The organism is Serratia sp. TMDUHS_CL, assembly GCF_037137105.1.
Taxonomy (GTDB): domain Bacteria; phylum Pseudomonadota; class Gammaproteobacteria; order Enterobacterales; family Enterobacteriaceae; genus Serratia; species Serratia nevei.
In genome coordinates this window covers 1-25,006 of the sequence record NZ_JBBBDV010000012.1, presented here as the reverse complement: position 1 = coordinate 25,006, position 25,006 = coordinate 1, and the positions used below count along the sequence as shown (strand labels likewise).

At 59.3% G+C, this 25,006-nt stretch carries 21 protein-coding genes and 1 pseudogene; 14 read left to right on the top strand and 8 right to left on the bottom strand.

The window, feature by feature from the left end; translation table 11 throughout:
* Window positions 1-66 precede the first annotated feature (66 nt).
* The 10 genes and pseudogenes from dnaE (at window position 67) to WCL58_RS19680 (ending at window position 16,088) form a co-directional block, all read left to right on the top strand.
* The gene (gene dnaE, locus WCL58_RS19725) at window positions 67-3,555 is read left to right on the top strand and encodes a DNA polymerase III subunit alpha (protein ID WP_019455764.1); all 3,489 of its coding nucleotides are present in this window, start codon (window positions 67-69) and stop codon (window positions 3,553-3,555) included.
* A 12-nt stretch (window positions 3,556-3,567) separates the two neighbouring features.
* Window positions 3,568-4,527 carry an acetyl-CoA carboxylase carboxyl transferase subunit alpha gene (gene accA, locus WCL58_RS19720; protein WP_019455765.1) on the top strand — a complete coding sequence of 320 codons (960 nt, stop codon included), beginning with the start codon at window positions 3,568-3,570 and terminating at the stop codon, window positions 4,525-4,527.
* 110 nt (window positions 4,528-4,637) lie between these two features.
* The gene (locus WCL58_RS19715; RefSeq protein ID WP_089186407.1) at window positions 4,638-6,782 is read left to right on the top strand and encodes a lysine decarboxylase LdcC; all 2,145 of its coding nucleotides are present in this window, start codon (window positions 4,638-4,640) and stop codon (window positions 6,780-6,782) included.
* Window positions 6,783-6,887: 105 nt separating this feature from the next.
* Entirely contained in the window at window positions 6,888-7,277 is a 390-nt protein-coding gene (locus WCL58_RS19710; RefSeq protein WP_060388405.1) for a VOC family protein, read from the top strand.
* A gap of 88 nt (window positions 7,278-7,365) precedes the next feature.
* Window positions 7,366-8,919, top strand: a complete 1,554-nt coding sequence (cadC, locus tag WCL58_RS19705; RefSeq protein WP_060429307.1) for a lysine decarboxylation/transport transcriptional activator CadC — start codon at window positions 7,366-7,368, stop codon at window positions 8,917-8,919.
* Between the two features lie 369 nt (window positions 8,920-9,288).
* On the top strand, window positions 9,289-10,632 hold the full coding sequence (gene cadB / locus WCL58_RS19700; protein WP_033649814.1) for a cadaverine/lysine antiporter: 1,344 nt from the start codon (window positions 9,289-9,291) through the stop codon (window positions 10,630-10,632).
* 95 nt (window positions 10,633-10,727) lie between these two features.
* Entirely contained in the window at window positions 10,728-12,866 is a 2,139-nt protein-coding gene (gene cadA, locus WCL58_RS19695) for a lysine decarboxylase CadA (protein WP_033649815.1), read from the top strand.
* A 68-nt stretch (window positions 12,867-12,934) separates the two neighbouring features.
* A pseudogene (gene dtpD / locus WCL58_RS19690) lies at window positions 12,935-14,386 on the top strand (dipeptide permease DtpD).
* Window positions 14,387-14,442: 56 nt separating this feature from the next.
* Window positions 14,443-15,774 (top strand): tRNA lysidine(34) synthetase TilS, encoded by a 1,332-nt coding sequence (gene tilS / locus WCL58_RS19685; RefSeq protein WP_033649817.1) that lies wholly within the window; start codon window positions 14,443-14,445, stop codon window positions 15,772-15,774.
* A complete protein-coding gene (locus WCL58_RS19680; RefSeq protein WP_084827234.1) occupies window positions 15,774-16,088 on the top strand; it encodes a c-type cytochrome in 315 nt (104 codons plus the stop codon). Before tilS ends, WCL58_RS19680 begins: the two co-directional genes overlap by 1 nt.
* 50 nt (window positions 16,089-16,138) lie before the next feature.
* Here the strand turns inward: WCL58_RS19680 and rof are convergent, their stop codons facing one another.
* Window positions 16,139-16,402, bottom strand: a complete 264-nt coding sequence (rof, locus tag WCL58_RS19675; RefSeq protein WP_004931991.1) for a Rho-binding antiterminator — start codon at window positions 16,400-16,402, stop codon at window positions 16,139-16,141.
* Window positions 16,389-16,589 (bottom strand): YaeP family protein, encoded by a 201-nt coding sequence (locus tag WCL58_RS19670; RefSeq protein ID WP_004931993.1) that lies wholly within the window; start codon window positions 16,587-16,589, stop codon window positions 16,389-16,391. The genes rof and WCL58_RS19670 overlap by 14 nt, the downstream gene beginning before the upstream one ends.
* Window positions 16,590-16,802: 213 nt before the next feature.
* On the opposite strand from WCL58_RS19670, the gene WCL58_RS19665 reads away from it, so the two are divergent.
* The 3 genes from WCL58_RS19665 to nlpE are packed head-to-tail and all read left to right on the top strand — an operon-like array spanning window position 16,803 to window position 18,481.
* Entirely contained in the window at window positions 16,803-17,351 is a 549-nt protein-coding gene (locus WCL58_RS19665) for a YaeQ family protein (RefSeq protein WP_033649819.1), read from the top strand.
* 3 nt (window positions 17,352-17,354) lie between these two features.
* On the top strand, window positions 17,355-17,768 hold the full coding sequence (gene arfB / locus WCL58_RS19660; RefSeq protein ID WP_336851509.1) for an alternative ribosome rescue aminoacyl-tRNA hydrolase ArfB: 414 nt from the start codon (window positions 17,355-17,357) through the stop codon (window positions 17,766-17,768).
* Window positions 17,769-17,797: 29 nt separating this feature from the next.
* Window positions 17,798-18,481 carry an envelope stress response activation lipoprotein NlpE gene (nlpE, locus tag WCL58_RS19655; protein WP_187322708.1) on the top strand — a complete coding sequence of 228 codons (684 nt, stop codon included), beginning with the start codon at window positions 17,798-17,800 and terminating at the stop codon, window positions 18,479-18,481.
* Window positions 18,482-18,541: 60 nt separating this feature from the next.
* Here nlpE and proS read toward each other — a convergent pair whose 3' ends face one another.
* From proS to metN, 6 genes are all read right to left on the bottom strand, one after another.
* Complete coding sequence (gene proS / locus WCL58_RS19650; protein ID WP_041036458.1) at window positions 18,542-20,260, bottom strand: proline--tRNA ligase; 1,719 nt, start codon at window positions 20,258-20,260, stop codon at window positions 18,542-18,544.
* 120 nt (window positions 20,261-20,380) lie between these two features.
* A complete protein-coding gene (gene tsaA / locus WCL58_RS19645; RefSeq protein WP_033649822.1) occupies window positions 20,381-21,088 on the bottom strand; it encodes a tRNA (N6-threonylcarbamoyladenosine(37)-N6)-methyltransferase TrmO in 708 nt (235 codons plus the stop codon).
* Window positions 21,085-21,489, bottom strand: a complete 405-nt coding sequence (gene rcsF / locus WCL58_RS19640) for an Rcs stress response system protein RcsF (protein WP_033649823.1) — start codon at window positions 21,487-21,489, stop codon at window positions 21,085-21,087. Before rcsF ends, tsaA begins: the two co-directional genes overlap by 4 nt.
* A 114-nt stretch (window positions 21,490-21,603) precedes the next feature.
* Entirely contained in the window at window positions 21,604-22,419 is an 816-nt protein-coding gene (locus tag WCL58_RS19635) for a MetQ/NlpA family lipoprotein (RefSeq protein ID WP_041036453.1), read from the bottom strand.
* Between the two features lie 39 nt (window positions 22,420-22,458).
* Window positions 22,459-23,112 carry a methionine ABC transporter permease MetI gene (locus WCL58_RS19630; protein WP_004932010.1) on the bottom strand — a complete coding sequence of 218 codons (654 nt, stop codon included), beginning with the start codon at window positions 23,110-23,112 and terminating at the stop codon, window positions 22,459-22,461.
* Window positions 23,105-24,136, bottom strand: coding sequence for a methionine ABC transporter ATP-binding protein MetN (gene metN, locus WCL58_RS19625; protein WP_004932012.1), 1,032 nt, complete (start codon window positions 24,134-24,136; stop codon window positions 23,105-23,107). Before metN ends, WCL58_RS19630 begins: the two co-directional genes overlap by 8 nt.
* A 188-nt stretch (window positions 24,137-24,324) precedes the next feature.
* Here metN and gmhB point away from each other — a divergent pair, with 188 nt between their 5' ends.
* Entirely contained in the window at window positions 24,325-24,888 is a 564-nt protein-coding gene (gmhB, locus tag WCL58_RS19620) for a D-glycero-beta-D-manno-heptose 1,7-bisphosphate 7-phosphatase (protein ID WP_038874480.1), read from the top strand.
* Window positions 24,889-25,006: the final 118 nt, after the last annotated feature.

Below are 25,006 nucleotides of genomic sequence, written 5' to 3'. Positions count from 1 at the left end.
ACCAGGCTCGACGATAGCATTAACCCGGGCTCAGCCTGCTGAGCCCCTTCAATCAGGTATCTGGAGATGGCCGAACCTCGTTTTATTCACCTGCGCGTCCACAGTGACTACTCCATGATTGATGGATTGGCCAAGACGGCGCCGCTGGTGAAAAGAGCCGCCGCGTTAGCCATGCCTGCTCTGGCAATCACCGATTTCACCAACCTGTGCGGGCTGGTGAAGTTCTACGGCAGCGCGCACGGCGCCGGGATCAAACCGATCATCGGCGCGGATTTTCATGTGCAAAGCGAAGAGCTGGGCGACGAGCTGGCTCAGCTGACGGTGCTGGCCAGCAACAACGAAGGCTACCAGAACCTGACGCTGCTGATTTCCCGCGCCTATCAGCGTGGCTACGGGGCCGCCGGCCCGACCATCGATCGCGACTGGCTGATTGAACATCGTGAAGGGCTGATTCTGCTCTCCGGCGCGCGTCAGGGCGACGTCGGCAAGTTTCTGCTGCGCGGCAACCAGGCGCAGGTGGATCAGTGTCTGGACTTCTACCAGCAGCACTTCCCGGACTGTTACTACCTGGAACTGATCCGCACCGGCCGCCCGGACGAAGAGAACTACCTGCATGCGGCGGTGGCGCTGGCCACCGAACGCGGTTTGCCGGTGGTGGCCACCAACGACGTACGCTTCCTGGTGGAAGACGACTTCGACGCCCATGAGATTCGCGTCGCCATCCACGACGGTTTTACGCTGGACGATCCCAAGCGGCCGCGCAACTACAGCCCGCAGCAATACATGCGCAGCGAAGACGAGATGTGCGAGCTGTTCGCCGACATCCCCGAAGCGCTGCTGAACAGCGTCGAGATCGCCAAGCGCTGCAACGTCACCATTCGCCTCGGCGAATACTTCCTGCCGCAGTTCCCGACCGGCGACATGAGCACCGAGGACTTCCTGGTACTCAAATCGAAAGAGGGGCTGGAAGAGCGTCTCGAGTTCCTGTTCCCCGATCCTGAAGTGCGCGCGCAGCGCCGCCCGGAATACGACGAGCGTCTGGACGTCGAGCTGAAGGTGATCAACCAGATGGGGTTCCCCGGCTACTTCCTGATCGTGATGGAGTTTATTCAGTGGTCGAAGGACAACAACGTGCCGGTGGGGCCGGGGCGCGGCTCCGGTGCCGGTTCGCTGGTGGCCTATGCGTTGAAAATCACCGACCTCGATCCGTTGGAATTCGACCTGCTGTTCGAACGCTTCCTGAACCCGGAACGTGTCTCGATGCCCGACTTCGACGTCGATTTCTGCATGGAGAAGCGCGACCAGGTAATTGAGCACGTGGCGGAGATGTACGGCCGCGAAGCGGTATCGCAGATCATCACCTTCGGTACCATGGCGGCGAAAGCGGTTATCCGCGACGTGGGCCGCGTGCTGGGGCATCCGTACGGCTTCGTTGATCGCATCTCCAAGCTGGTGCCGCCGGATCCGGGCATGACGCTGGAAAAAGCCTTCGCCGCCGAACCGCAGCTGCCGGAAATTTACGAGGCCGACGAAGAGGTCAAGGCGCTGATCGACATGGCGCGCAAGCTGGAAGGGGTGACGCGTAACGCCGGTAAACACGCCGGGGGCGTGGTGATCGCGCCGACCAAAATCACCGACTTCGCGCCGCTGTACTGCGACGCCGAAGGGCACCATCCGGTGACCCAGTTCGACAAGAACGATGTGGAATACGCCGGGCTGGTGAAGTTCGACTTCCTCGGGCTGCGTACCCTGACCATCATCGACTGGGCGTTGGAGATGATCAACGCCCGGCGCGCCAAGACCGGGCTGGAACCGATCGATATCGCCGCCATTCCGCTCGACGACAAGAAAAGCTTCGACATGCTGCAGCGCTCGGAAACCACGGCGGTGTTCCAGCTTGAATCGCGCGGCATGAAAGATCTGATCAAACGTCTGAAGCCCGACTGCTTCGAAGACATGATCGCACTGGTGGCGCTGTTCCGTCCGGGGCCGCTGCAGTCGGGCATGGTGGATAACTTCATCGACCGCAAGCACGGCCGCGAAGAGATCTCCTACCCGGATATCCAGTGGCAGCACGAGTCGCTCAAGCCGGTGCTGGAACCGACCTACGGCATCATCCTGTATCAGGAACAGGTGATGCAGATTGCCCAGGTGCTGGCCGGCTATACCCTGGGCGGCGCGGACATGCTGCGCCGTGCGATGGGTAAAAAGAACCCGGTCGAAATGGCCAAGCAGCGCGGCGGCTTTGAAGACGGCGCGAAATCACGCGGCATCGACGGCGAACTGTCGGTGAAAATTTTCGACCTGGTGGAGAAATTCGCCGGTTACGGCTTCAACAAATCGCACTCCGCCGCCTATGCGCTGGTGTCGTATCAGACGCTGTGGCTGAAGGCGCACTATCCGGCCGAGTTTATGGCGGCGGTAATGACCGCCGATATGGACAACACCGACAAAGTGGTGGGGCTGGTGGACGAATGCTGGCGCATGGGGCTGAAGATCCTGCCGCCGGACATCAACAGTGGCCTGTATCACTTCCACGTCAACGACGACGGCGAGATCGTTTACGGCATCGGCGCCATCAAAGGCGTGGGGGAAGGGCCGATCGAGGCCATCATCGAGGCGCGCAACAGCGGCGAACAGGGTTACTTCAAAGACCTGTTCGATCTCTGCGCGCGCTCCGACATCAAGAAACTGAACCGCCGCATTCTGGAAAAGCTGATCATGTCCGGCGCGTTCGATCGCCTCGGGCCGCACCGCGCCGCGCTGATGAATTCGCTCGGCGACGCGTTGAAAGCGGCGGATCAGCATGCGAAAGCCGAAGCTATCGGCCAGGTAGATATGTTCGGCGTGCTGGCGGAGGCGCCGGAGCAGGTGGAGCAGTCCTACGCCAATATCGCCCCCTGGCCGGAGCAGGTGGTGCTGGACGGTGAACGGGAGACGCTGGGGCTGTACCTGACCGGCCACCCGATCACCCAGTACCTGAAGGAGATCGAACGTTACGCCGGTGGCCAGCGTTTGAAAGACATGCACCCGACGGATCGGGGCAAAATGACCACCGCCGTCGGGCTGGTGGTCGCCGCGCGGGTGATGGTGACCAAGCGCGGCAACCGCATCGGTATCTGTACATTGGATGACCGTTCGGGCCGCCTGGAAGTGATGTTATTCACCGAAGCGTTAGAAAAATACCAGCATTTGTTGGAAAAAGACCGTATCCTTATCGCCAGTGGACAGGTCAGCTTTGATGACTTTAGCGGCGGGCTTAAAATGATGGCCCGCGAGGTAATGGACATCAGTGAAGCCCGGGAAAAATACGCTCGCGGGCTTGCTATCTCGCTGACTGACAGGCAAATTGATGACCAGCTTTTGAACCGTCTCCGTCAGTCGTTGGAACCCCATCGATCGGGGACGATTCCAGTGCATCTCTACTATCAACGGGAAGATGCGCGAGCCAAGCTGCGTTTTGGCGCAACCTGGCGCGTGACGCCCACCGACCGCTTGTTAATCGACTTGCGGACGTTGGTAGGCAATGAGCAGGTGGACTTGGAATTTGACTAAAATAGGAATGCTATGAGTCTGAATTTTCTTGATTTTGAACAGCCGATTGCAGAGCTGGAAGCGAAAATTGACTCGCTGACTGCAGTCAGCCGTCAAGACGAAAAATTGGATATTAATCTGGACGAAGAGGTTCAGCGCCTGCGTGAAAAGAGCGTTGAGCTGACGCGCAAGATTTTTGCCGATCTTGGGGCTTGGCAGATTGCCCAATTGGCACGCCACCCGCGCCGTCCTTATACCCTGGATTATATCAAACACATCTTTACCGACTTCGAAGAGTTGGCGGGCGATCGCGCTTACGCCGACGACAAAGCGATCGTCGGTGGTATTGCGCGCCTGGATGGCCGCCCGGTGATGATCATCGGGCACCAGAAAGGCCGTGAAACCAAAGAGAAGATCCGCCGCAACTTCGGCATGCCGGCGCCGGAAGGCTACCGTAAAGCGCTGCGCCTGATGGAAATGGCCGCCCGCTTCAAGATGCCGCTCATCACCTTTATCGATACCCCGGGCGCTTATCCGGGCGTGGGCGCGGAAGAGCGCGGCCAGTCCGAAGCCATCGCACGCAACCTGCGTGAGATGTCGCGTCTGAATATCCCGGTCATCTGCACCGTCATCGGCGAAGGCGGCTCCGGCGGCGCGCTGGCGATCGGCGTGGGCGATAAGGTGAACATGCTGCAGTACAGCACCTACTCGGTGATTTCGCCGGAAGGCTGTGCTTCCATCCTGTGGAAGAGCGCCGACAAGGCGCCGCTGGCCGCAGAAGCGATGGGCATCACCGCGCCGCGCCTGAAAGAGCTGAAGCTGATCGACTCGGTGATCCCGGAGCCGCTGGGTTCCGCGCACCGCGACGTGCCGGCGATGGCAGCTGCGCTGAAAGCGCAGCTGCTGGCCGATCTGAAAGATCTGGACGGTCTGAACGACGAAGAGTTGCTCAACCGTCGCTACCAGCGTCTGATGAACTACGGCTACTGCTGAGTTCTGCGCTCGCAGCAAGAAACCGCCTCCGGGCGGTTTTTTTTTGGCTACACACCGCCGGATTTTCGTGGTGTTATAGAGACTTGGCCGTTAACTGACAGGAGCTGCCGATGAATATCATCGCCATCATGGGCCCGACGGGCGTCTACTACAAAGATGAGCCGATCCGCGAGCTCCACGCGGCGCTGGCCGCCATGGGATTCCAGCTGGTGTACCCCAAAAACAGCGGTGATCTGCTGAAGCTGATCGAAGCCAACGCCCGCATCTGCGGGGTGATCTTCGACTGGGACGACTACAGCCTGGAGCTGTGCAGCGAGATCAACGAGCTGAACGAATACCTGCCGCTGTATGCCTTTATCAATACCCACTCTACCTTCGACGTCAGCCTGCATGAAATGCGCATGGTGCTCTATTTCTTCGAGTATGGCCTGAATGCGGCAGACGATATCGCGCAGCGCATCCAGCAGTACACCGCGGAATACATCGACACCATTACGCCGCCGCTGACCAAGGCGTTATTCAACTATGTGCGCGAAGGGAAGTACACCTTCTGCACGCCGGGCCACATGGCCGGCACCGCGTTTCAAAAAAGCCCGGTGGGCTGCCTGTTCTACGATTTCTTCGGCGCCAATACCCTGAAGGCCGACATCTCGATTTCGGTTACCGAGCTTGGTTCGCTGCTGGATCACACCGGGCCGCACCTGGAGGCCGAAGAGTATATCGCGCGCACCTTCAACGCCGAGCAGAGCTATCTGGTCACCAACGGCACCTCCACCGCCAACAAGATCGTCGGCATGTATTCGGCGCCGGCCGGCAGCACGGTGCTGATCGACCGCAACTGCCACAAATCGCTGTGTCACCTGCTGATGATGAGCGATATCGTGCCGATCTATCTGCGCCCGCTGCGCAACGCCTACGGCATCCTCGGCGGCATTCCGCAGCGCGAGTTTACCCGCGAAAGCATCGCCGCCCGGGTGCAGGAGACCGAGAACGCCACCTGGCCGGTGCACGCGGTGATCACCAATTCCACCTATGACGGCCTGCTGTACAACACCGACTACATCAAGCAGACGCTGGAAGTGCCATCGATCCACTTCGACTCCGCCTGGGTGCCTTACACCAACTTCCATCCGATTTACGACGGCAAAAGCGGCATGAGCGGCGAGCGGGTGCCCGGTAAGGTTTTCTACGAAACCCAGTCGACGCACAAGCTGTTGGCAGCCTTCTCGCAGGCCTCGATGATTCATATCAAGGGCGACTACGACGAGAGCACCTTCAACGAAGCCTACATGATGCATACCACCACCTCGCCGCACTATGGCATCGTGGCATCGATGGAGACCGCCGCCGCCATGCTGCGCGGCAACCCGGGGCGCCGCTTGATCAACCGTTCGGTGGAGCGTGCGCTGCATTTTCGCCGTGAAGTGCAGCGGCTGCGCGAGGAGAGCGACAGTTGGTTCTTCGACATTTGGCAGCCGGAAGAGATCGATGAGGCGCAATGCTGGCCATTGGATCCGGACGACAACTGGCACGGTTTTGGCCAGACCGATCGCGATCACATGTACCTCGATCCGATCAAGGTGACGATCCTGACGCCGGGCATGAACGAGCTGGGTACGCTGGAGGAGGAGGGGATCCCGGCGGCGCTGGTGGCGAAGTACCTCGACGAGCGGGGTATCGTGGTGGAGAAGACCGGGCCGTATAACCTGCTGTTCCTGTTCAGTATCGGCATCGATAAAACCAAGGCGATGAGCCTGCTGCGCGGCCTGACCGATTTCAAACGCGCCTACGATCTCAACCTGCGGGTGAAGAACATGCTGCCGGATCTGTACGCCGAGGATCCGGATTTCTACCGCAACATGCGCATTCAGGATCTGGCCGCCGGCATTCATCGCCTGATCTGCCAACACGATCTGCCGCGCCTGATGCAGCGGGCGTTCGACGTGCTGCCGGAAATGAAGCTGACGCCGCACCAGATGTTCCAGGAGCAGGTGCGCGGCAACGTGGAAACCTGTGAGTTGGATCAGCTGGTGGGCAAGGTGGCGGCCAATATGATCCTGCCGTATCCGCCGGGCGTGCCGCTGGTGATGCCGGGGGAAATGATCACCGAAGAGAGCCGGGCAGTGCTCGACTTTCTGCTGATGCTGTGCTCGATCGGCGAACGTTACCCCGGTTTTGAAACCGACATCCACGGCGCCAAACTGACGGAGGACGGACGCTATCTGGTCAAGGTGTTGAAAGCCCCGCTGCCGTAATGCATTACACGCCCGGCGGTTTGGAAAGATATGCCGGGCGTTCTCATTGACGGCATCGCCGCCGCCGGATACCTTGCCTCATCAGACCGAACAGGAGAGGCCGCCATGCTGGCGTTACGTCAGGTACACCATATCGCGATCATTGGCGCGGACTACGCCGCCAGTAAGCATTTTTACTGCGACATTCTCGGATTTACCCTGCTGAGCGAAGTCTACCGCGAGGAGCGCGGCTCCTGGAAAGCCGATCTGGCGCTCAACGGGCAATACACTATCGAGCTGTTTTCTTTCCCTTCGCCGCCGGCCCGCGTCAGCCGCCCGGAGGCCTGCGGCCTGCGCCATCTGGCGTTCAGCGTTGACGACATTGGCCAGGCCATCGCCCATCTGCAGGCGGCCGGCGTCGCCTGCGAACCGGTACGCGTCGATCCTTATACCCAATCCCGTTTTACCTTTTTCAGCGATCCCGATGGTTTACCGTTAGAATTATACGAGAGTTAACGGCTTAATCGCCTCCCGGCGGCCACAGCCGGGGCGGTTATGCTATGATCGCGCCCTTGCCCTACATGCCTACAGAGTTATTTCCGCCATGCAAGAGCCTGCTTTTCGCGTCGGGGAGTGGCTGGTTACCCCTGCCGACAACACCATCAGCCGCGACGGACGCCAAAAAACGCTGGAACCGCGCCTGATCGACATGCTGTGCTATTTCGCCCGGCATCCCGACGTGGTGCTGAGCCGCGACGAGCTGATCGACAACGTCTGGAAGCGCAATATCGTCACCAACCATGTGGTGACCCAATGTATTTCAGAGCTGCGCAAATACCTGAAAGACGGTGACAGCGACAGCCCGGAATACATTATCACCGTGCCCAAGCGCGGGTATAAGCTGGCGACGTCGGTGATCTGGTGTGAAGAAGGGGAGACGCAACCCGCTCCCGCACAGGCGCCGCAGATCGCGGTGATCATGCATGAGCCGGAAGACGGCAGCGAGGAAGACGAGACGCCGTATGTGCCGCCGCGCCGGACAAGCGCACCGCCTGCCGCGCCCGGCGAAAAGAAGCCGCGTTTTTATCGCCGCTCGACCTTCTGGGTGTGGTTGGCGTTTCTGGCGGCGCTCAGCGTCTGCGTGGCGTTTGTCGGCATCGCCACGCTGTCGCAGCGCGTGCCGGTATCCACCATGCCGGTGCTGCTAAACCCGCGCGATATCGATATTCGCATCCAGGGCGGCGAGAGCTGCAGCAACTGGATGCCGCAGCTCTCTTATGTGGTGGGCGTCAGCGAGCTGATCACCGATTCGCTGAACACCTACTCGACCTTCCTGGTACACGACCAGACCAACTACAACTATTCCGGCCCCAGCAACTCGGGCAAGTCGCTGTATATCGAGTTCGTCAATCAGCGCCACTACCGCGCCCAGCAGTGTTTCCTGTCCGTGCGGCTGGTGGATAACGCCGACAGCTCAGTCATGCTGGACAAGCGTTACTTTATTACCGCCGATAACCAGCTGAAGATCCAGACCGACTTCCTCTCCAGCCTGTCCGCTGCGCTGAAGCAGCCCTGGCCGCCACAGCTGGAGCAGCGCCTGGCGCAGCTGCTGCCCGACAACGGGCCGTTGCTGCAGCGTTTCTACCAGGCGCACCAGTTGCTGATCCACGGCGACGCCGATTCGTTGACCCGCGCCAGCGCCCAGCTGAGCGAGCTGATTAAAAGCGCGCCGAACTTCCATTACCTGCTGGCCGAAAAGGCGCTGGTGGATCTGCTGCGTAATTCTTATCAACCGTTCGACAGCCAGGCCCTGGCGCAATTGCGCGCCGATATCAGCCATCTGGCGACGATCCCCGAATTGAAAAACACGCCAATCATGCAGCAAGTTCTGGCGGTAGATGCATTGACGCAGGGGCGCATTGACGAGGCGCATCGGGCGATCGATCTGGGGATTGAATTGCAAATGTCGTGGCTGAATTATGTGCTGCTGGGCAAGGTGTATGAAATGCAGGGGCAGAACCATTTGGCGGCGGATTCTTATATTACCGCATTCAATCTTCGCCCCGGCGAAGACACATTGCATTGGATCACCAATGGCGTATTCCAAACGTCATTGACCAACGTGGTGCCTTATTTAAATAACTATCAGCGCCAATAATTAACCGATATCACGCCGCCATTATTCTCCGGGAATCATGGCGGCGTTATTTATTGGTGAAGGCATGTTGCGTGAATGTATTATTTTGCTGCGCGATATTATTTCTTTTTTGCCGTTTGTTATGCGTCATTAACCTTGTCATGTTGTTGTTTTTAAATGATGTTTATCTTTTCTTTAGCTTATCTTTTTATCTTGATGTGTTAATGAAAAACCTCAGGTTATCATTTGTATGATCATGAGCGTAATCTCACTTTATCTTTAGGACTTTATTCCCCCCGATGGTTAGCATCCTGACTATCAAGCCGGCTCATTAAAATCTTTTATTTATGGGTGTGGCTTATAAGAAACGTAAATCAGGAGAAACTGACCATGGCTTCACCCAAGAAAATAGGGCTTATTGCCTGCACCGGCGTCGTCGCCGGTAATATGATGGGGAGCGGGATTGCCTTATTGCCCGCCAACCTGGCGAGTCTCGGATCTATCGCCATCTGGGGATGGGTGATCTCGATTATCGGGGCGATGTCGCTGGCCTATGTGTATGCCCGCCTCGCCACCAAAAACCCGCAGCAGGGCGGCCCTATCGCCTACGCGGGTGAAATTTCCCCGGCCTTCGGTTTCCAGACCGGCGTGCTTTATTACCATGCCAACTGGATCGGTAACCTGGCCATCGGCATTACCGCCGTTTCTTATCTCTCCACCTTCTTCCCGGCGCTGAACAACCCGGTACCTGCCGGCATCGCCTGTATCGCTATCGTGTGGATCTTCACCTTCGTCAACATGCTGGGCGGAACCTGGGTCAGTCGTTTGACCACCCTGGGCCTGGTGCTGGTGCTGATCCCGGTGATCGTGACTGCCACCGTCGGCTGGCACTGGTTTGACGCCGCCACCTATCAGGCTAACTGGAATACCTCCGGCACCACCGACAGCCATGCGGTCATCAAAAGTATCCTGCTGTGCCTGTGGGCGTTTATCGGCGTGGAATCCGCAGCGGTCAGCACCGGCATGGTGAAAAACCCGAAACGCACCGTGCCGCTGGCAACCATGCTCGGCACCGGCCTGGCGGGCATTATCTACATCGCTGCCACCCAGGTGATCAGCGGTATGTTCCCGGCGTCTGAAATGGCCGCCAGCGGCGCGCCGTTCGCCATCAGCGCCTCGGCGATTATGGGCAACTGGGCCGCACCGATGGTTTCCGCCTTCACCGCCTTCGCCTGCCTGACGTCTCTGGGTTCGTGGATGATGCTGGTTGGCCAGGCCGGGGTCCGTGCCGCCAACGACGGCAACTTCCCGAAAGTGTACGGCGAGCTGGATAAAAACGGCATTCCGAAGAAAGGCCTGCTGCTGGCCGGTTGCAAAATGACCGCGCTGATGGTGCTGATCACCCTGATGAGCTCCGCCGGTGGCAAAGCGTCCGACCTGTTCGGCGAACTGACCGGCATCGCGGTGCTGCTGACCATGCTGCCTTACTTCTACTCCTGCGTAGACCTGATCCGCTTCGAAGGGGTCAACGTGCGCAACCTGCTGAGCCTGATCGCTTCGGTGTGCGGCTGCGGCTTCTGCTTCATCGCACTGATGGGCGCCAACTCATTCGAACTGTCCGGCACCTTTATCATCAGCCTGATTATCCTGATGTTCTACGCCCGGAAAATGAATACCCGCCAGGCTGCCAACGCAGCGGCGGTCGATGAAAACACCACGGCCAAAGCGCACTGATTCGCGTCCGCTGACCGACTGAATTTACCCAGCCCCTTTCTTTCCGACCTGTCAGCCGCGACGGGAAGGGGCTTGCTTTGCCAGGAGAAATGCATATGAACGTTATCGCCATCATGAATCACATGGGTGTCTACTTCAAAGAAGAGCCTATCCGTGAACTGCATCAGGCGCTGGAAAGTCTGGATTTCCGCATCGTTTACCCTAACGATCGCGAAGACCTGCTGAAACTGATCGAGAACAACGCCCGTCTGTGCGGGGTGATCTTCGACTGGGACAAATACAACCTGGAGCTGTGCGAAGAGATCAGCCAGCTGAACGAGTACATGCCGCTGTACGCGTTCGCCAACACCTATTCGACGCTGGACGTCAGCCTGAACGATCTGCGCATGCAGGTGCGCTTCTTCGAATATGCGCTCGGCGCGGCGACCGACATCGCCGCCAAGATCAAACAGAATACCGACGAGTATATCGACACCATCCTGCCGCCGTTGACCAAGGCGCTGTTCAAATACGTGCGCGAAGGCAAATACACCTTCTGTACGCCGGGCCACATGGGCGGTACCGCGTTCCAGAAAAGTCCGGTGGGCAGTATCTTCTACGATTTCTTTGGCCCGAACACCATGAAGTCGGATATCTCGATTTCGGTGTCCGAACTGGGATCGTTGCTGGATCACTCCGGCCCGCACAAAGAGGCGGAAGAGTACATTTCCCGCGTATTCAACGCCGAACGCAGCTACATGGTCACCAATGGCACCTCTACCGCCAACAAGATCGTCGGCATGTATTCGGCGCCGGCGGGCAGCACGGTACTGATTGACCGTAACTGCCACAAGTCGCTGACTCACCTGATGATGATGAGCGACATCACGCCGATCTACTTCCGCCCGACCCGCAACGCCTATGGCATCCTCGGCGGTATTCCGCAGAGCGAGTTCCAGCGCGCCACCATCGCCAAACGCGTGAAGGAGACCCCGAACGCCACCTGGCCGGTGCACGCGGTGATCACCAACTCCACCTATGACGGCCTGCTGTACAACACCGACTTTATCAAGAACACCCTGGACGTGAAGTCTATCCACTTCGATTCCGCCTGGGTGCCTTACACCAACTTCCACCCGATCTATAAAGGCAAGTGCGGCATGAGCGGCGGCCGTGTGGAGGGCAAGGTGATCTATGAAACCCAGTCTACCCACAAGCTGCTGGCGGCCTTCTCGCAGGCTTCGATGATTCACGTGAAGGGTGACATCAACGAAGAGACCTTTAACGAAGCCTACATGATGCACACCACCACTTCGCCGCACTATGGCATCGTGGCGTCGACCGAAACCGCCGCGGCGATGATGAAAGGCAACGCCGGCAAGCGCCTGATCAACGGCTCTATCGAACGCGCGATCAAGTTCCGCAAAGAGATCAAACGCCTGAAAGTCGAATCCGACGGCTGGTTCTTCGACGTCTGGCAGCCGGAGCATATCGATGAGCCGGAATGCTGGCCGCTGCGCTCCGACAGCGCCTGGCACGGCTTCAAGAACATCGATAACGAACACATGTATCTCGACCCGATCAAGGTCACCATTCTGACGCCGGGGATGAGCAAGGAGGGCGAGATGCAGCCGTTCGGTATCCCGGCCAGCATCGTGGCGAAATACCTCGACGAACGCGGCATCATCGTCGAGAAAACCGGGCCGTACAACCTGCTGTTCCTGTTCAGCATCGGCATCGACAAAACCAAGGCGCTCAGCCTGCTGCGCGCGATGACCGACTTCAAACGCTCGTTCGATCTGAACCTGCGGGTGAAAAACATGCTGCCTTCGCTGTATCAGGAAGCGCCTGATTTCTATGAAAACATGCGCATTCAGGATCTGGCGCAGAACATTCACCGCCTGGTGGAGCAACACAACCTGCCGGACCTGATGTATCGCGCGTTCGAAGTGCTGCCAACCATGGTGATGAACCCGTACCAGGCGTTCCAGAAAGAGCTGCACGGCGAAGTGGAAGAAGTCTATCTGGAAGAGATGGTCGGCAAGGTCAATGCCAATATGATCCTCCCATACCCACCGGGCGTGCCGCTGGTGATGCCGGGCGAAATGCTGACCGAGGAGAGCCGGCCGGTGCTGGAGTTCCTGCAGATGCTGTGCGAAATCGGCGCGCATTATCCGGGCTTTGAAACCGACATTCACGGCGCCTATCGTCAGGCGGACGGACGTTATCGGGTGAAAGTGCTGAAGGCGAAATAACCGCAGCCAATAACAGGGGAGGCGCTCGCGCTTCCCCTTTGTCGTTCACCGACTGATGGGAGACCTCCATGAAAACACCCTCACAGCCGCGCGCAATCTACTATGTCGTAGCCATACAAATTTGGGAATATTTCAGCTTTTACGGCATGCGTGCGTTACTGATTCTCTATCTGACCCACCAACTCGGCTATACCGACAGCCACGCCATCGATCTTTACAGCGCTTACGCTTCGTTAGTTTATGTCACTCCTATTTTGGGCGGCTGGCTCGCCGACCGCCTGCTGGGCAATCGCGTCGCGGTGATTGCCGGCTCGGCGCTGATGACGCTGGGGCATATCGTGCTCGGCCTGAGTGCGGTCTCCGCCCAGTCGCTCTATCTGGCGCTGGCCATCATCATCTGCGGCTACGGCCTGTTCAAATCTAATATCAGCTGCCTGCTGGGCGAGCTGTATCCGGCGCAGGACTCGCGCCGCGAAGGGGGCTTCTCGCTGCTGTACGCCGCCGGCAACGTCGGTTCCATTTTGGCGCCGATCGCCTGCGGGTTGGCGGCCGAGCGCTATGGCTGGCACGTTGGCTTTGCGTTGGCCGGGATCGGCATGTTCGCCGGCCTGGCGATCTTCCTGCTCGGCGGGCGCCACTTCCGCCATACCCGCGGCGTGAATGCACCGCTGATGCGCGCCAAAAGCCTGGGTTTGCCGCACTGGGGTTGACTGTTGGCGGCGCTGCTGGCATCGCCGCTGTTCTTCACGCTGCTGTTTGTGCACGACTGGGCCGGCTATTTGCTCGGGCTGGTATGCGTGGCGGCGGTGGTGCTGGTGGCGCGCATTATGCTGCGTGCGGACGCCGGCCAGCGCCGGGGGCTGTTGCAGATCGTTGTGCTGATGCTGCTGGGCACGTTGTTCTGGGCTTTCGCCCAGCAGGGCGGCAGCTCCATCAGCCTGTTTATCGATCACTTCGTCGATCGGCGCTGGTTCGGCTGGACGGTGCCGACCGCGCTGTTCCAGTCGGTTAACGCCTGCGCGGTGATGCTGGGCGGCGTGGCGCTGGCATGGCTGGCGGGCGGCGACGGTACGGGCGATCGCACGCTGCGCATCTGGTGCAAGTTCGCCTTCGGTCTGCTGTTGATCGGCGTCGGCTTTACGCTGATGGCGCTCAATACGCGGTTGCATGGGCCGGGATCGATGGGGCTGATGATCGCCGGCCTGGCGGTGATGGGCTTCGCCGAACTGTTTATCGATCCGGTGGCGATGGCGCAGATCACCCGGCTGAATATACCCGGCGCCACCGGCGTGCTGACCGGTATCTATATGCTGGCGACCGGCTCGATCGCCAACTACCTGGCGGGCATTATCGCCAATCAGACCGCCGAGGATCATATCGAGGGAGCGGTGATGCAGGCGTATGGCCGCATTTTCGCTCAGATCGGCTGGGGAGCGGCCGGATGCGCGCTGGCGGTGATCGCGGTGCTGGGCGGCTGGTGGTTGCTGACGCGGCGCCAGGCCCGGACGGTTAATGCTTGATTGATGACGGTAGGCGGGGTTAACGTGCAGCTATGTAGAAGTGACAAAGCCTACCGATGAATACTGATCAATTAACGACGCGGGTGGCAGACCAGTTGGGCGCGCAGCAGCGGCTGCTGGTGGCGTTCAGCGGCGGCCTGGATTCCAGCGTACTGCTGCATGTGCTGGCGGCCTTGCGCCGCCAGCGTCCGGCGCTGCAGCTGCGTGCGCTGCACGTGCATCACGGCCTGAGCGCCTTTGCCGACCGCTGGGTTGAGCATTGCCGCAGCCGCTGTGCCGACTGGCAGATCCCGCTGACGGTGACGCACGTGCAGGTGGACGCCCGCCAGGGCGGTATCGAAGCGGCGGCGCGTGCAGCGCGCTATGCCGCCTTCAGCGCCGCGCTGACGGAGGGCGAAGCGCTGCTCACCGCTCAACACCTTGACGATCAAAGCGAAACCTTCCTGTTGGCGCTCAAGCGCGGCAGCGGGCCGGCGGGGCTGTCGGCGATGGCGGCGCGCGCGGCGTTGGGCGAGCACCTGCTGTTGCGGCCGCTGTTGGGCTGTTCGCGTCAGACGCTGGAAAGCTACGCGCAACGCCACGCCTTAACCTGGATCGATGACGACAGCAATCAGGACACGCGCTTCGATCGCAATTTCCTGCGGTTGCAGGTGCTGCCGCAGCTCAATCAACGCTGGCCGCACTTCGCCTCGGCGGTGTCGCGCAGCGCCGGCCTGTGCGCCGAGCAGGAGCAACTGCTGGACGAACTGCTGGCGGAACCGCTGCAAAGCCTGTTGGCGGCGGATCGCTCATTGGCGATTGACGGCCTGACAGACTGTTCGCCGGTGCGGCGCTTCGCCTTGCTGCGGCGCTGGATCGCATTGTTTAACGTCACTATGCCGGCGCGTGAGCAGCTTCAGCGCCTGTGGGAAGAGGTGGCGCTCAGCCGGGAGGATGCCGAACCGCAGCTGCAGCTCGGCGCCTATCAGATTCGCCGTTTCCGCGGCCGGTTGCACCTGTTGCCGCCGCTGGCGGCGCTGCGCGATGTGCATCTGCCCTGGCAGCCTGACCAGCCGCTGACATTGCCGGACGGGCTGGGGCAGTTGATTCCCGGTGAGGGCGAGCTGGTGCTGCGCGCACCGCAGCCATCGCAACAGGTCAGCGTTCGGTTCGGCGGCGTGCAGGGTGTGGTGCGCATCGTGGGGCGCGCCCATTCGCGGCCGATAAAAAAACTGTGGCAGGAGCTGGGTATTCCGCCCTGGCAGCGTGAACGCATCCCGTTGATTTATTATGATGAGCAGCTGATCGCCGCGCTGGGCGTATTCGTCTGTGAAGCGGGGCAGGTGCCGGAAGGCGAACGCCCGTGGCGGCTGCGCTGGGAAAAAAATCATAATAGCGAGGAGCAATGATGAAGTTTGTGGGGATCATGCTGTTGGCCACCGGCCTGTTCAGCCTGCCGGCGTTGGCGGCGGGGGATGCGGCCGCCGGCCAGGCGAAAGCCGCCGCCTGCGCGGCGTGCCACGGCGCGCAGGGCAAGGTGACGGTGCCGATGTACCCGAATCTGGCCGGGCAGAACGCCATGTACCTGCAGCACGCGCTGCAGGCGTATAAGAAAGGGGAGCGCAACGGCGGCCAGGCTGAGGTGATGAAGGCCTATGTGTCGGGGCTGTCGGATGACGATATCGCCGATCTGGCGGCCTTTTACGCCAGCCTGAAGCCTTAAATGACGAGGGCAGCCGTTGGGCTGCCCTGTTGGGATGGGGTTACCGCTGCTCAGTCCGACAGACTGACGACCACGGTACCGATTTCCGGATGACTGAAACTGCTGATATGGTCAAGGCGCAGGTCGCGCTGTTGGCCGTTCTGTTCGATGGTCAGATACTCAACGCGTTTCTTTTGCAGCAGGTCGATCGCCTTGGCCTCGATCACTTCTCCGTCGCGTAACTCCAGCTTCAGAATAAGTTTATGCTGACAGGCGAGTTCCAGGTTGTCGTAGTCATCGCAATTGATGGGTTGGTACTCATCATTCATCAACATAGTCGCTCACCAATAAGTTAGCGGCGGCAAAGGCCGCCTGTTCCCTAACGGAGGACGGTAGCGCGTCGTTCGCTGCGACATCGTCCAATGCCTTTAACGCACAAGCCAGCGCATCAGGCACGTAGCCAAGATCTCCACTGCCAATCTCGGCGTAAGTACGGCGTACTAACTCACAGTATTGTTGCACAGTTTCCTCCCTTAAGAACCTCTGCATCATCAAGACCGCTCTCGCGATGAGGCGCAGGCTCTCGGAGTTTTATCCTATCCTAGACGACTATAGCACAGCTGTTATGGAGTTATCAGCACCCTGGCACGCCTTTCGCACTGCCGCGGCCTGGCCGCGCTGGCGGGGTTTGGCCCTGATCAAGTACACTGTCGCCGGATAATAACGAGGTCACCCATGGCGCTGAAAGCAACCATTTATAAAGCCGCGGTCAATATTGCTGATATGGATCGTCACTTCTACCACGACGCCACGCTGACGCTGGCGCAACACCCGTCCGAAAACGAGCAGCGCATGATGCTGCGCCTGCTGGCCTGGATCTGCCATGCCGACGAACGGCTGGTGTTCACCAAAGGGCTGAGCGCCGACGACGAGCCGGAGATCTGGCAGCGCAACGACCACAATGGGCTGGAAATGTGGATCGAGATGGGATTGCCCGACGAGAAGCGCATTCGCAAGGCCTGCAACCAGTCGCCGCGCGTGGTGCTGTACGCTTACGGCGAGCGCGCCGCGCACGTATGGTGGCAGGGAATGCAGGGCAAGGTGGCCGGCCACAAGAACCTGAGCGTGCGTTTTCTCGACGACGAACAGCTGGCGCGCCTGACGGCATTGGCCAGCCGCACCATGACGCTGCAGGCGACGTTGCAAGAGGGAACTATTTGGCTGTCCGATGCTCAGAATAGTCTGGAAATCCAGTTTGCCGAGTGGCAGCAGGCACAGGTGTGACCGGTGCTTGAACTGTCAAGAAACGTAGCCATACCGGATAATGAGCTGGAATTGACGGCGATCCGCGCGCAGGGCGCGGGCGGCCAGCACGTGAACAAAACCTCAACGGCGATCCATTTGCGCTTTGACATCCGGGCATCCAGCCTGCCAGAGTATTATAAGGAACGGCTGCTGGCGCTGAATCATCATCTTATTACCGCTGATGGCGTGGTGATTATCAAGGCGCAAGAGTATCGCAGCCAGGAATTGAATCGCGAAGCGGCGTTGGCCAGGCTGGCCGAGCTGATTCGGCAGGCGATGGTGGTGGAAAAAACGCGCAAGGCGACCAAGCCCACGAAAGGGGCCAAACTGCGTCGCCTGGAAGGCAAGGCGCGTAAAGGCGCCACCAAGGCGCTGCGTGGCAAGGTTCGCACTTAGGAATACATGAACACAGTAGGAGAATAACTGTGAAAAAAATTACGGTAGCCCTGTTCCTCGCGGCAGGCGCACTCTCGTTGTTGGGATGCAACAATCATTATCAACCGAAGGAACAACCGCTGCAGCCGATGCCGCAGAGCTATCAAGGGGTGTTGCCTTGCGCCGATTGCGGCGGTCTGGATACGGCGCTGTTCCTGGATGAGGACGGCACCTTCGTGCTGCAGGAAACCTATCGCGGCACCAAAGACGGCGATCAGACCTTTGCCGATTACGGTAAATGGGCGCGCACGGCGGATAAACTGGTGCTGACCGACAGCAACGGCGAAAAACGCTACTTCCGCCCGGTGGGCAAGAGCCTGGAAATGCTGGATCGCAGCGGCGTGCCGATCGAGTCCAAGCTGAATTACCGCCTGGATCCGGTTGAGAAGCCGTTGCCTAAAACGCCGATGACGTTGAAAGGCAGCTACACCTATATGGCGGACGCGGCCGTCTTCAAGGACTGCGCTACCGGCAAAACCTTCCCGGTGGACAACAACATCGCGCTGGAGCAAGGTTACGCCAAAGCATATAAGGCCGCCGGCGAGCCGGTATTCCTGACGTTCAGCGCGCACTTCAGCGTGCAGCCGTCGATGGAGGAAGGTCTGACCGAAAAGGCGCTGGTGCCGGACGGTAAAATCGCGTTCGACCGCAGCAAGAACTGCAGCAGCAAATAAGCAATTTCGGATATATAAAAACCCGCCTGAGCGGGTTTTTTATTTTCTGGCGTTCGTCGCTTAGCGTTTGATCTGGCCCAGCAGGAAATCAACGATTTCGCCGGTTTTGATCATTTGCTTCTCGCCGACGCGGCGGTTCTTGTACTCGATCTCTTCGTTGTCGAGGTTGCGGTCACCGATAACGATAGAGTGCGGCACGCCGATCAGCTCCATATCCGCGAACATCACGCCCGGACGCTCTTTGCGGTCATCGAGGATCACGTCGATGCCGTGGGAGCGCAGGGTGTTGTACAGCTCTTCGGCCAGCGCCTGCACGCGGAACGACTTGTGCATGTTCATCGGCAGGATCGCTACCTGGAACGGCGCGATGGCGTCCGGCCAGATGATGCCGCGTTCGTCATGGTTCTGCTCGATGGCGGCGGCCACGACGCGCGTGACCCCGATGCCGTAGCAGCCCATGGTCAGCACCTGGTTACGGCCGTCTTCGCCCTGCACGGTCGCTTTCATCGCTTCCGAGTACTTGGTGCCGAGCTGGAAGATATGGCCCACTTCGATGCCGCGTTTGATCAGCAGCGTGCCCTGACCGTCCGGGCTGGCGTCGCCTTCCACCACGTTACGGATATCGGCCACCTGTGGCAGCGGCAAGTCGCGCTCCCAGTTGATGCCGAAGTAGTGTTTGCCGTCAACGTTGGCACCGGCGCCAAAGTCGCTCATCGCCGCTACGCTGCGGTCAGCAACCACCGGCATCGGCAGGTTGACCGGGCCGAGTGAACCCGGGCCGGCGCCGACGATGGCGCGAATTTCTTCTTCGGTGGCGAAGGTCAGCGGCGCGGCAACCTGCGCCAGCTTCTCGGCCTTGATTTCGTTCAGCTCGTGATCGCCGCGCACCAGCAGGGCAACCAGCTTGTGGCCGCTCTCTTCGGTGGCGCGCACCATCAGCGTCTTCACGGTTTTTTCCACCGGTAACTGGAACTGCTCGACCAGCTCAACGATGGTTTTGGCGTTTGGCGTATCCACCAGTCGCAATTCTTCGCCGGCCGCCGCGCGTGGAGCCGCCGGCGCGACCGCTTCCGCCAGCTCGATGTTGGCGGCGAAGTCGGAACCGGTGGAGAATACGATATCGTCTTCACCGCTGTCTGCCAGCACCTGGAATTCGTGCGAGGCGCTGCCGCCGATCGAGCCGGTATCGGCCTGCACCGGGCGGAAATCCAGGCCCATGCGGCTGAAGATTTTGCTGTACGCTTCGTACATCGCGTCGTAAGTCTCCTGCAGAGACTCCTGTGAGGTATGGAAGGAGTAGGCATCCTTCATCAGGAACTCACGGGAACGCATCACGCCGAAACGCGGGCGCACTTCATCGCGGAACTTGGTCTGGATCTGGAAGAAGTTCAGCGGCAGCTGTTTGTACGAGCTGATCTCGTTGCGGATCAGATCGGTGATCACTTCTTCGTGCGTCGGGCCCAGCACGAACGGACGGTCGCCGCGGTCGACAAAGCGCAGCAGCTCGGGGCCGTATTGCTCCCAACGGCCGCTTTCCTGCCACAGGTCGGCAGGCTGAACCACCGGCATAGACACTTCGATCGCATTAGCATTGTTCATTTCTTCGCGAACGATGTTTTCAACCTTTTTCAGAACGCGCAGGCCGGTCGGCAGCCAGGTGTAAAGACCGGAGGCCAGCTTGCGGATCATCCCGGCGCGCAGCATCAGCTGGTGGCTGATCACTTCGGCGTCGGCAGGTGTCTCCTTCAGAGTGGAGAGCAGATATTGGCTAGTACGCATGGTGTTTTGGTTCCGTTAGAACTGCAAATTGCATCGGGCTGCCAGAGTGGCGGCCAAAAGTGACAAAAGTGGTTTAGTTTACCAGCGCGAGCGGGTCGCCAAAAGAGAGGCGGCGGAATTTTAACGCGGGTCGAGCGCCAACACTTCGGTATGACCGTCCACGACGCGCCAGCGCACGTTGAAATCCAGCAGCCAGACGGCGTAATCCCGTTCGACGTCCTCTCCTTTACGATAGGCGGGACGGGGGTCTTGCGCCAGCACCTGGCTGATAAAACGCCTTAATTGCGGGTAACGCGCCTGATGTTGCTGCAGCTGCTGCTCGGCCTGCGGCGCGAAGCGCACCGGCATGTCGCCGGCGGGCGCGGCCTGGGCAAAGCCGGCGCGGGCCTGCGGCTGGCTCTCGGCGAACGGCAGATAAGGCTTGATGTCCACCACCGGGGTGCCGTCGACCAGATCGAGGCTGCCCAGCTCCAGCACCACGTCGCCGTTTTTTACCCGCACGCCTTTCAGTTCGATCAGGGACATGCCGAGCGGGTTGGGGCGGAAGGTGGAGCGGGTGGCGAACACGCCCATGCGGGCATTGCCGCCTAAACGCGGCGGGCGCACCGTCGGCCGCCAGCCGCCTTCCAGGGTTTGATGGAAAATGAACATCACCCACAGATGGCTGAAATCGCTGAGGCCGCGTACCGCCTCCGCCTGGTTGTAGGGCGGCAGCAGCAGCAGTTCGCCGCCACCGTCTTCGACCAGCCCCGGCTGGCGGGGAACGGCGAATTTTTCTTTATACGGCGAGCGGATCACGCCGATCTGCTCGAAAACGAATTCGGTCATTTGGACGAGACGTTAAGCGCCGAGCCCTGGCAGACGGCCTGCTGGTAACAACCGGCGACGCCGCTGACAATCTGGCAGTCGTGCAGCAGCACGGCGTTGGCCTTCATGTAAGACGCGCGGATTTGCATGCGCTTACGGGCGGTGGCCAGATTCGGTGGGGAGTCTTGTACGGTGGTTTGGCACGATTCGCCGGACACTTCACCCAGATCGCGGAACGGTTTACCCACGAGCTCTTCTGCACTTTTGTACAGTTTTACCGGAGCAGGGCGGGCGGCCGGCGTGGTCTTGGCCGGGCTGGTGGTGGTCGGCTTGCTGGTGCTGTTTGTTGAGGACGGCGCGATACGTTGCGATGAACATCCGGCCAGCGCGAGCGCTAACAAACAGAGAGGTAAAACACGCATTGAGATTCCTCTGCCTTAATGAAAGTGGCGCTATTGAAGCAATCTATGGCGGAAATAACAAGACGGGCCTTGGCCCGTCTTGCAATTATAGGAATAAAATTGGCGAATAAGCGCTTACCAGCCTTTCACCGCACCGCCGTTGAAGATTTTGTTGGCGGCGGCGTCGACTTCGTCAGACTGATAGGCCTGCACGAATTTCTTCACGTTTTCCGCATCTTTGTTATCTTCGCGCGCAACCAGCAGGTTGACGTAAGGCGAGTCTTTGTCTTCCACGAACAGACCGTCTTTCGCCGGCGTCAGGCCGATCTGGCTGGCGTAAGTGGTGTTGATTACCGCCAGCGCGATCTGCTGATCATCCAGGGAACGTGGCAGCTGAGGCGCTTCCAGCTCAACCAGCTTCAGGTTTTTCGGGTTCTCGGTCACGTCCAGCACGGTCGGCAGCAGGCCAACGCCGTCTTTCAGTTTGATCAGGCCGACTTTCTGCAGCAGCAGCAGCGAACGGCCCAGGTTGGTCGGATCGTTAGGCAGTGCGATCTGAGAGCCGTCTTTCAGTTCGTCCAGCGATTTGATTTTCTTGGAGTAACCGGCAATCGGGTAAACAAAGGTGCTGCCGACCGGCACCAGCTTGTAACCGCGATCTTTGATTTGCTGATCCAGGTATGGCTTGTGCTGGAAGGCGTTCAGATCGATATCGCCTTTGCTCAGCGCTTCGTTAGGCAACACGTAGTCGTTGAAGGTCACCAGCTCAACGTCCAGACCGTATTTCTCTTTCGCCACTTTCTGAGCGACTTCAGCTACTTGCTGCTCAGCGCCGACGATCACACCGACCTTGATGTGGTTTGGATTCTTTTCATCCTGGCCACAGCCCGCCAGAGCCAGAGTACCGATCAGTGCGCCAATTGCCGCGATGGATTTAAATTTTAACGACATATCCCTTCCTCATTAGACTCGCATTAACATGCTGTGAAACTATTTATGGGTAACGGCTTTGACGATGCGATCGCCGCAGAACTGGATCAGATAAACCAAAACTACCAGTAATACTAATACGGTATTCATCACTGTGGCGTTATAACCGATATAACCGTATTGGTAACCGATTTGGCCCAGACCACCGGCGCCGACCGCGCCGCCCATGGCGGAGTAGCCCACCAGGGTGATCAGCGTGATGGTTGCGGCGTTGACCAGGCCCGGCAGGGCTTCCGGCAGCAACACTTTCTTGATGATCTGCATCGGCGTGGCACCCATGGCGCGCGCCGCTTCCACCAGACCGGACGGGATCTCCAGCAGGGCGTTTTCCACCATGCGCGCGATGAACGGTGCGGCGCCAACGGTCAACGGCACGATGGCCGCCTGCAGACCGATAGAGGTGCCGACGATCATGCGGGTAAACGGAATCATCCAAACCAGCAGGATAATGAACGGGATGGAACGGAAGATGTTCACCAGCCCGGACAGGATTTTATACAGCGAGTTGTTGGCGATGATTTGCCCCGGGCGGGTGACATACAGCAGCACGCCGACCGGCAGGCCGAGCACGAAACCGAAGAAGCCGGAGACAAAGGTCATCATGACGGTTTCCCACACGCCACGCGCCATCAACCACATCATTGCCTCAGACATAACCCAGAACCTCTACTTTTACCTGATTTTCTTGCAGGAACTTAATCGTCGCCAGCGCGTCTTCGTCGCTGCCGTGCAGCTCCGCCAGCATCACGCCGAATTTCACGCCGCCGGCATAATCCATCTGGGCGCTGATAATGTTGTTGTTCACGTTGAAGCGGCGAGCGGCTTCAGACAGCAGCGGCGCATCGACCGACTGGCCGGTGAATTCCAGGCGCAGCAGCGGCTGGCGGTCGCCCTGACGTTCCGGCGACAGGCGTGCGGCGTAGTCGTCCGGGATATCCAGATGCAGCGTGGACTGAATGAACTGTTGGGCCAGCGGGGTTTTCGGGTGTGAGAACACTTCGCTGACGCTGTCTTTTTCGATCAGTTGCCCCTGGCTGATGACCGCGACCTGGTCGCAGATGCGTTTCACCACGTCCATTTCGTGGGTGATGAGCAGAATGGTCAGGCCCAGACGGCGGTTGATGTCTTTCAGCAGTTCCAGGATGGAACGGGTGGTGGCCGGATCCAACGCGCTGGTGGCTTCGTCGCACAGCAGCACTTTGGGATTGCTGGCCAGCGCACGGGCGATCGCCACGCGCTGTTTCTGGCCGCCGGACAGGTTGGCCGGGTAGGCGTCGTGCTTGTCCGCCAGGCCGACCAGCTCCAGCAGTTCGGTCACGCGCTTTTTGATCTCGGCGCGCGGCGTATTGTCCAGCTCCAGCGGCAGCGCCACGTTGCCGAACACCGTGCGGGAAGAGAGCAGGTTGAAGTGCTGGAAGATCATGCCGATTTGGCGACGGGCGCGCGTCAGTTCGCTTTCAGACAGCGAAGTCAGATCCTGACCATCGACCAGGACCTGGCCGGACGTTGGGCGCTCCAGCATGTTGGCGCAGCGGATCAGCGTGCTTTTGCCGGCACCGGAAGACCCGATAACGCCATAGATTTGCCCGGCAGGGACGTGAAGGGTCACGTCAGAGAGCGCGGTAATAGTGCGCGAACCCTGCTGGAACACTTTAGTGATGTTAGAAAGTTTAATCATATTCTTCTTATTTTAGCGTGGTTGCCCGTGGCTAGATAAAAGTAAACCTCGGCGTGGAACCAAGGTATGGATCAGATGTTAAGGCGTCTAGACGTCCAAGTCAACGGCCAACGACGTTCTCCGGCGTTCTCAGTGCGGGGTAAAACATGCGATACTGTCAGCGTATACAGGCCCTCAGGAGCAAAGCGGTGACACAAAGCGTTCCAGCAATTTTTCTCGATCGTGACGGTACGATTAACGTTGACCATGGCTATGTCCATGAAATCGACAACTTCCACTTTATTGACGGCGTGATTGACGCCTGTCGCGAACTCAAAAAGATGGGATTCGCGTTGGTGATGGTGACCAACCAGTCCGGCATTGCGCGCGGCAAGTTCAGCGAAGACCAGTTTATGTACCTGACCGAGTGGATGGACTGGTCGCTGGCCGATCGCGACGTCGACTTCGACGGCATCTATTTCTGCCCGCACCATCCGGAGGCAGTAATAGAAGAGTATCGTCAGGTGTGTGACTGCCGTAAACCGCAGCCGGGCATGCTGCTGCAAGCGCAGCAGGAATTGAACATCGATATGGCCGCTTCTTATATGGTGGGCGATAAACCGGAAGATATGCAGGCGGCGATCGCGGCCGGCGTTGGTACCAAGGTATTGGTGCGCACCGGCAAGCCGGTGACCGAGCAGGGCGAACAGCTGGCCGATTGGGTGCTAAATAGCCTGGCGGACCTGCCGGCAGCCATCAAAAAGCGGGTTTAATAGGCGTTACGAATGAATAGTGAGCGGTCAGATAAAAAATGCATATTATCGCTTGTCATTCTGAACCGGCTCCCTATAATGCGCCTCCATCGACACGGCGCAAGTGATTCACTTCACG

What these genes read in the sequence shown, in the direction of transcription:
- dnaE (WP_019455764.1), top strand. Translation starts at nt 67, where the DNA reads ATGGCCGAACCTCGTTTTATTCACCTGCGCGTCCACAGTGACTACTCC.
- accA (WP_019455765.1), top strand. Translation starts at nt 3,568, where the DNA reads ATGAGTCTGAATTTTCTTGATTTTGAACAGCCGATTGCAGAGCTGGAA.
- WCL58_RS19715 (WP_089186407.1), top strand. Translation starts at nt 4,638, where the DNA reads ATGAATATCATCGCCATCATGGGCCCGACGGGCGTCTACTACAAAGAT.
- WCL58_RS19710 (WP_060388405.1), top strand. Translation starts at nt 6,888, where the DNA reads ATGCTGGCGTTACGTCAGGTACACCATATCGCGATCATTGGCGCGGAC.
- cadC (WP_060429307.1), top strand. Translation starts at nt 7,366, where the DNA reads ATGCAAGAGCCTGCTTTTCGCGTCGGGGAGTGGCTGGTTACCCCTGCC.
- cadB (WP_033649814.1), top strand. Translation starts at nt 9,289, where the DNA reads ATGGCTTCACCCAAGAAAATAGGGCTTATTGCCTGCACCGGCGTCGTC.
- cadA (WP_033649815.1), top strand. Translation starts at nt 10,728, where the DNA reads ATGAACGTTATCGCCATCATGAATCACATGGGTGTCTACTTCAAAGAA.
- tilS (WP_033649817.1), top strand. Translation starts at nt 14,443, where the DNA reads ATGAATACTGATCAATTAACGACGCGGGTGGCAGACCAGTTGGGCGCG.
- WCL58_RS19680 (WP_084827234.1), top strand. Translation starts at nt 15,774, where the DNA reads ATGAAGTTTGTGGGGATCATGCTGTTGGCCACCGGCCTGTTCAGCCTG.
- rof (WP_004931991.1), bottom strand. Translation starts at nt 16,402, where the DNA reads ATGTTGATGAATGATGAGTACCAACCCATCAATTGCGATGACTACGAC.
- WCL58_RS19665 (WP_033649819.1), top strand. Translation starts at nt 16,803, where the DNA reads ATGGCGCTGAAAGCAACCATTTATAAAGCCGCGGTCAATATTGCTGAT.
- proS (WP_041036458.1), bottom strand. Translation starts at nt 20,260, where the DNA reads ATGCGTACTAGCCAATATCTGCTCTCCACTCTGAAGGAGACACCTGCC.
- tsaA (WP_033649822.1), bottom strand. Translation starts at nt 21,088, where the DNA reads ATGACCGAATTCGTTTTCGAGCAGATCGGCGTGATCCGCTCGCCGTAT.
- rcsF (WP_033649823.1), bottom strand. Translation starts at nt 21,489, where the DNA reads ATGCGTGTTTTACCTCTCTGTTTGTTAGCGCTCGCGCTGGCCGGATGT.
- WCL58_RS19635 (WP_041036453.1), bottom strand. Translation starts at nt 22,419, where the DNA reads ATGTCGTTAAAATTTAAATCCATCGCGGCAATTGGCGCACTGATCGGT.
- WCL58_RS19630 (WP_004932010.1), bottom strand. Translation starts at nt 23,112, where the DNA reads ATGTCTGAGGCAATGATGTGGTTGATGGCGCGTGGCGTGTGGGAAACC.
- metN (WP_004932012.1), bottom strand. Translation starts at nt 24,136, where the DNA reads ATGATTAAACTTTCTAACATCACTAAAGTGTTCCAGCAGGGTTCGCGC.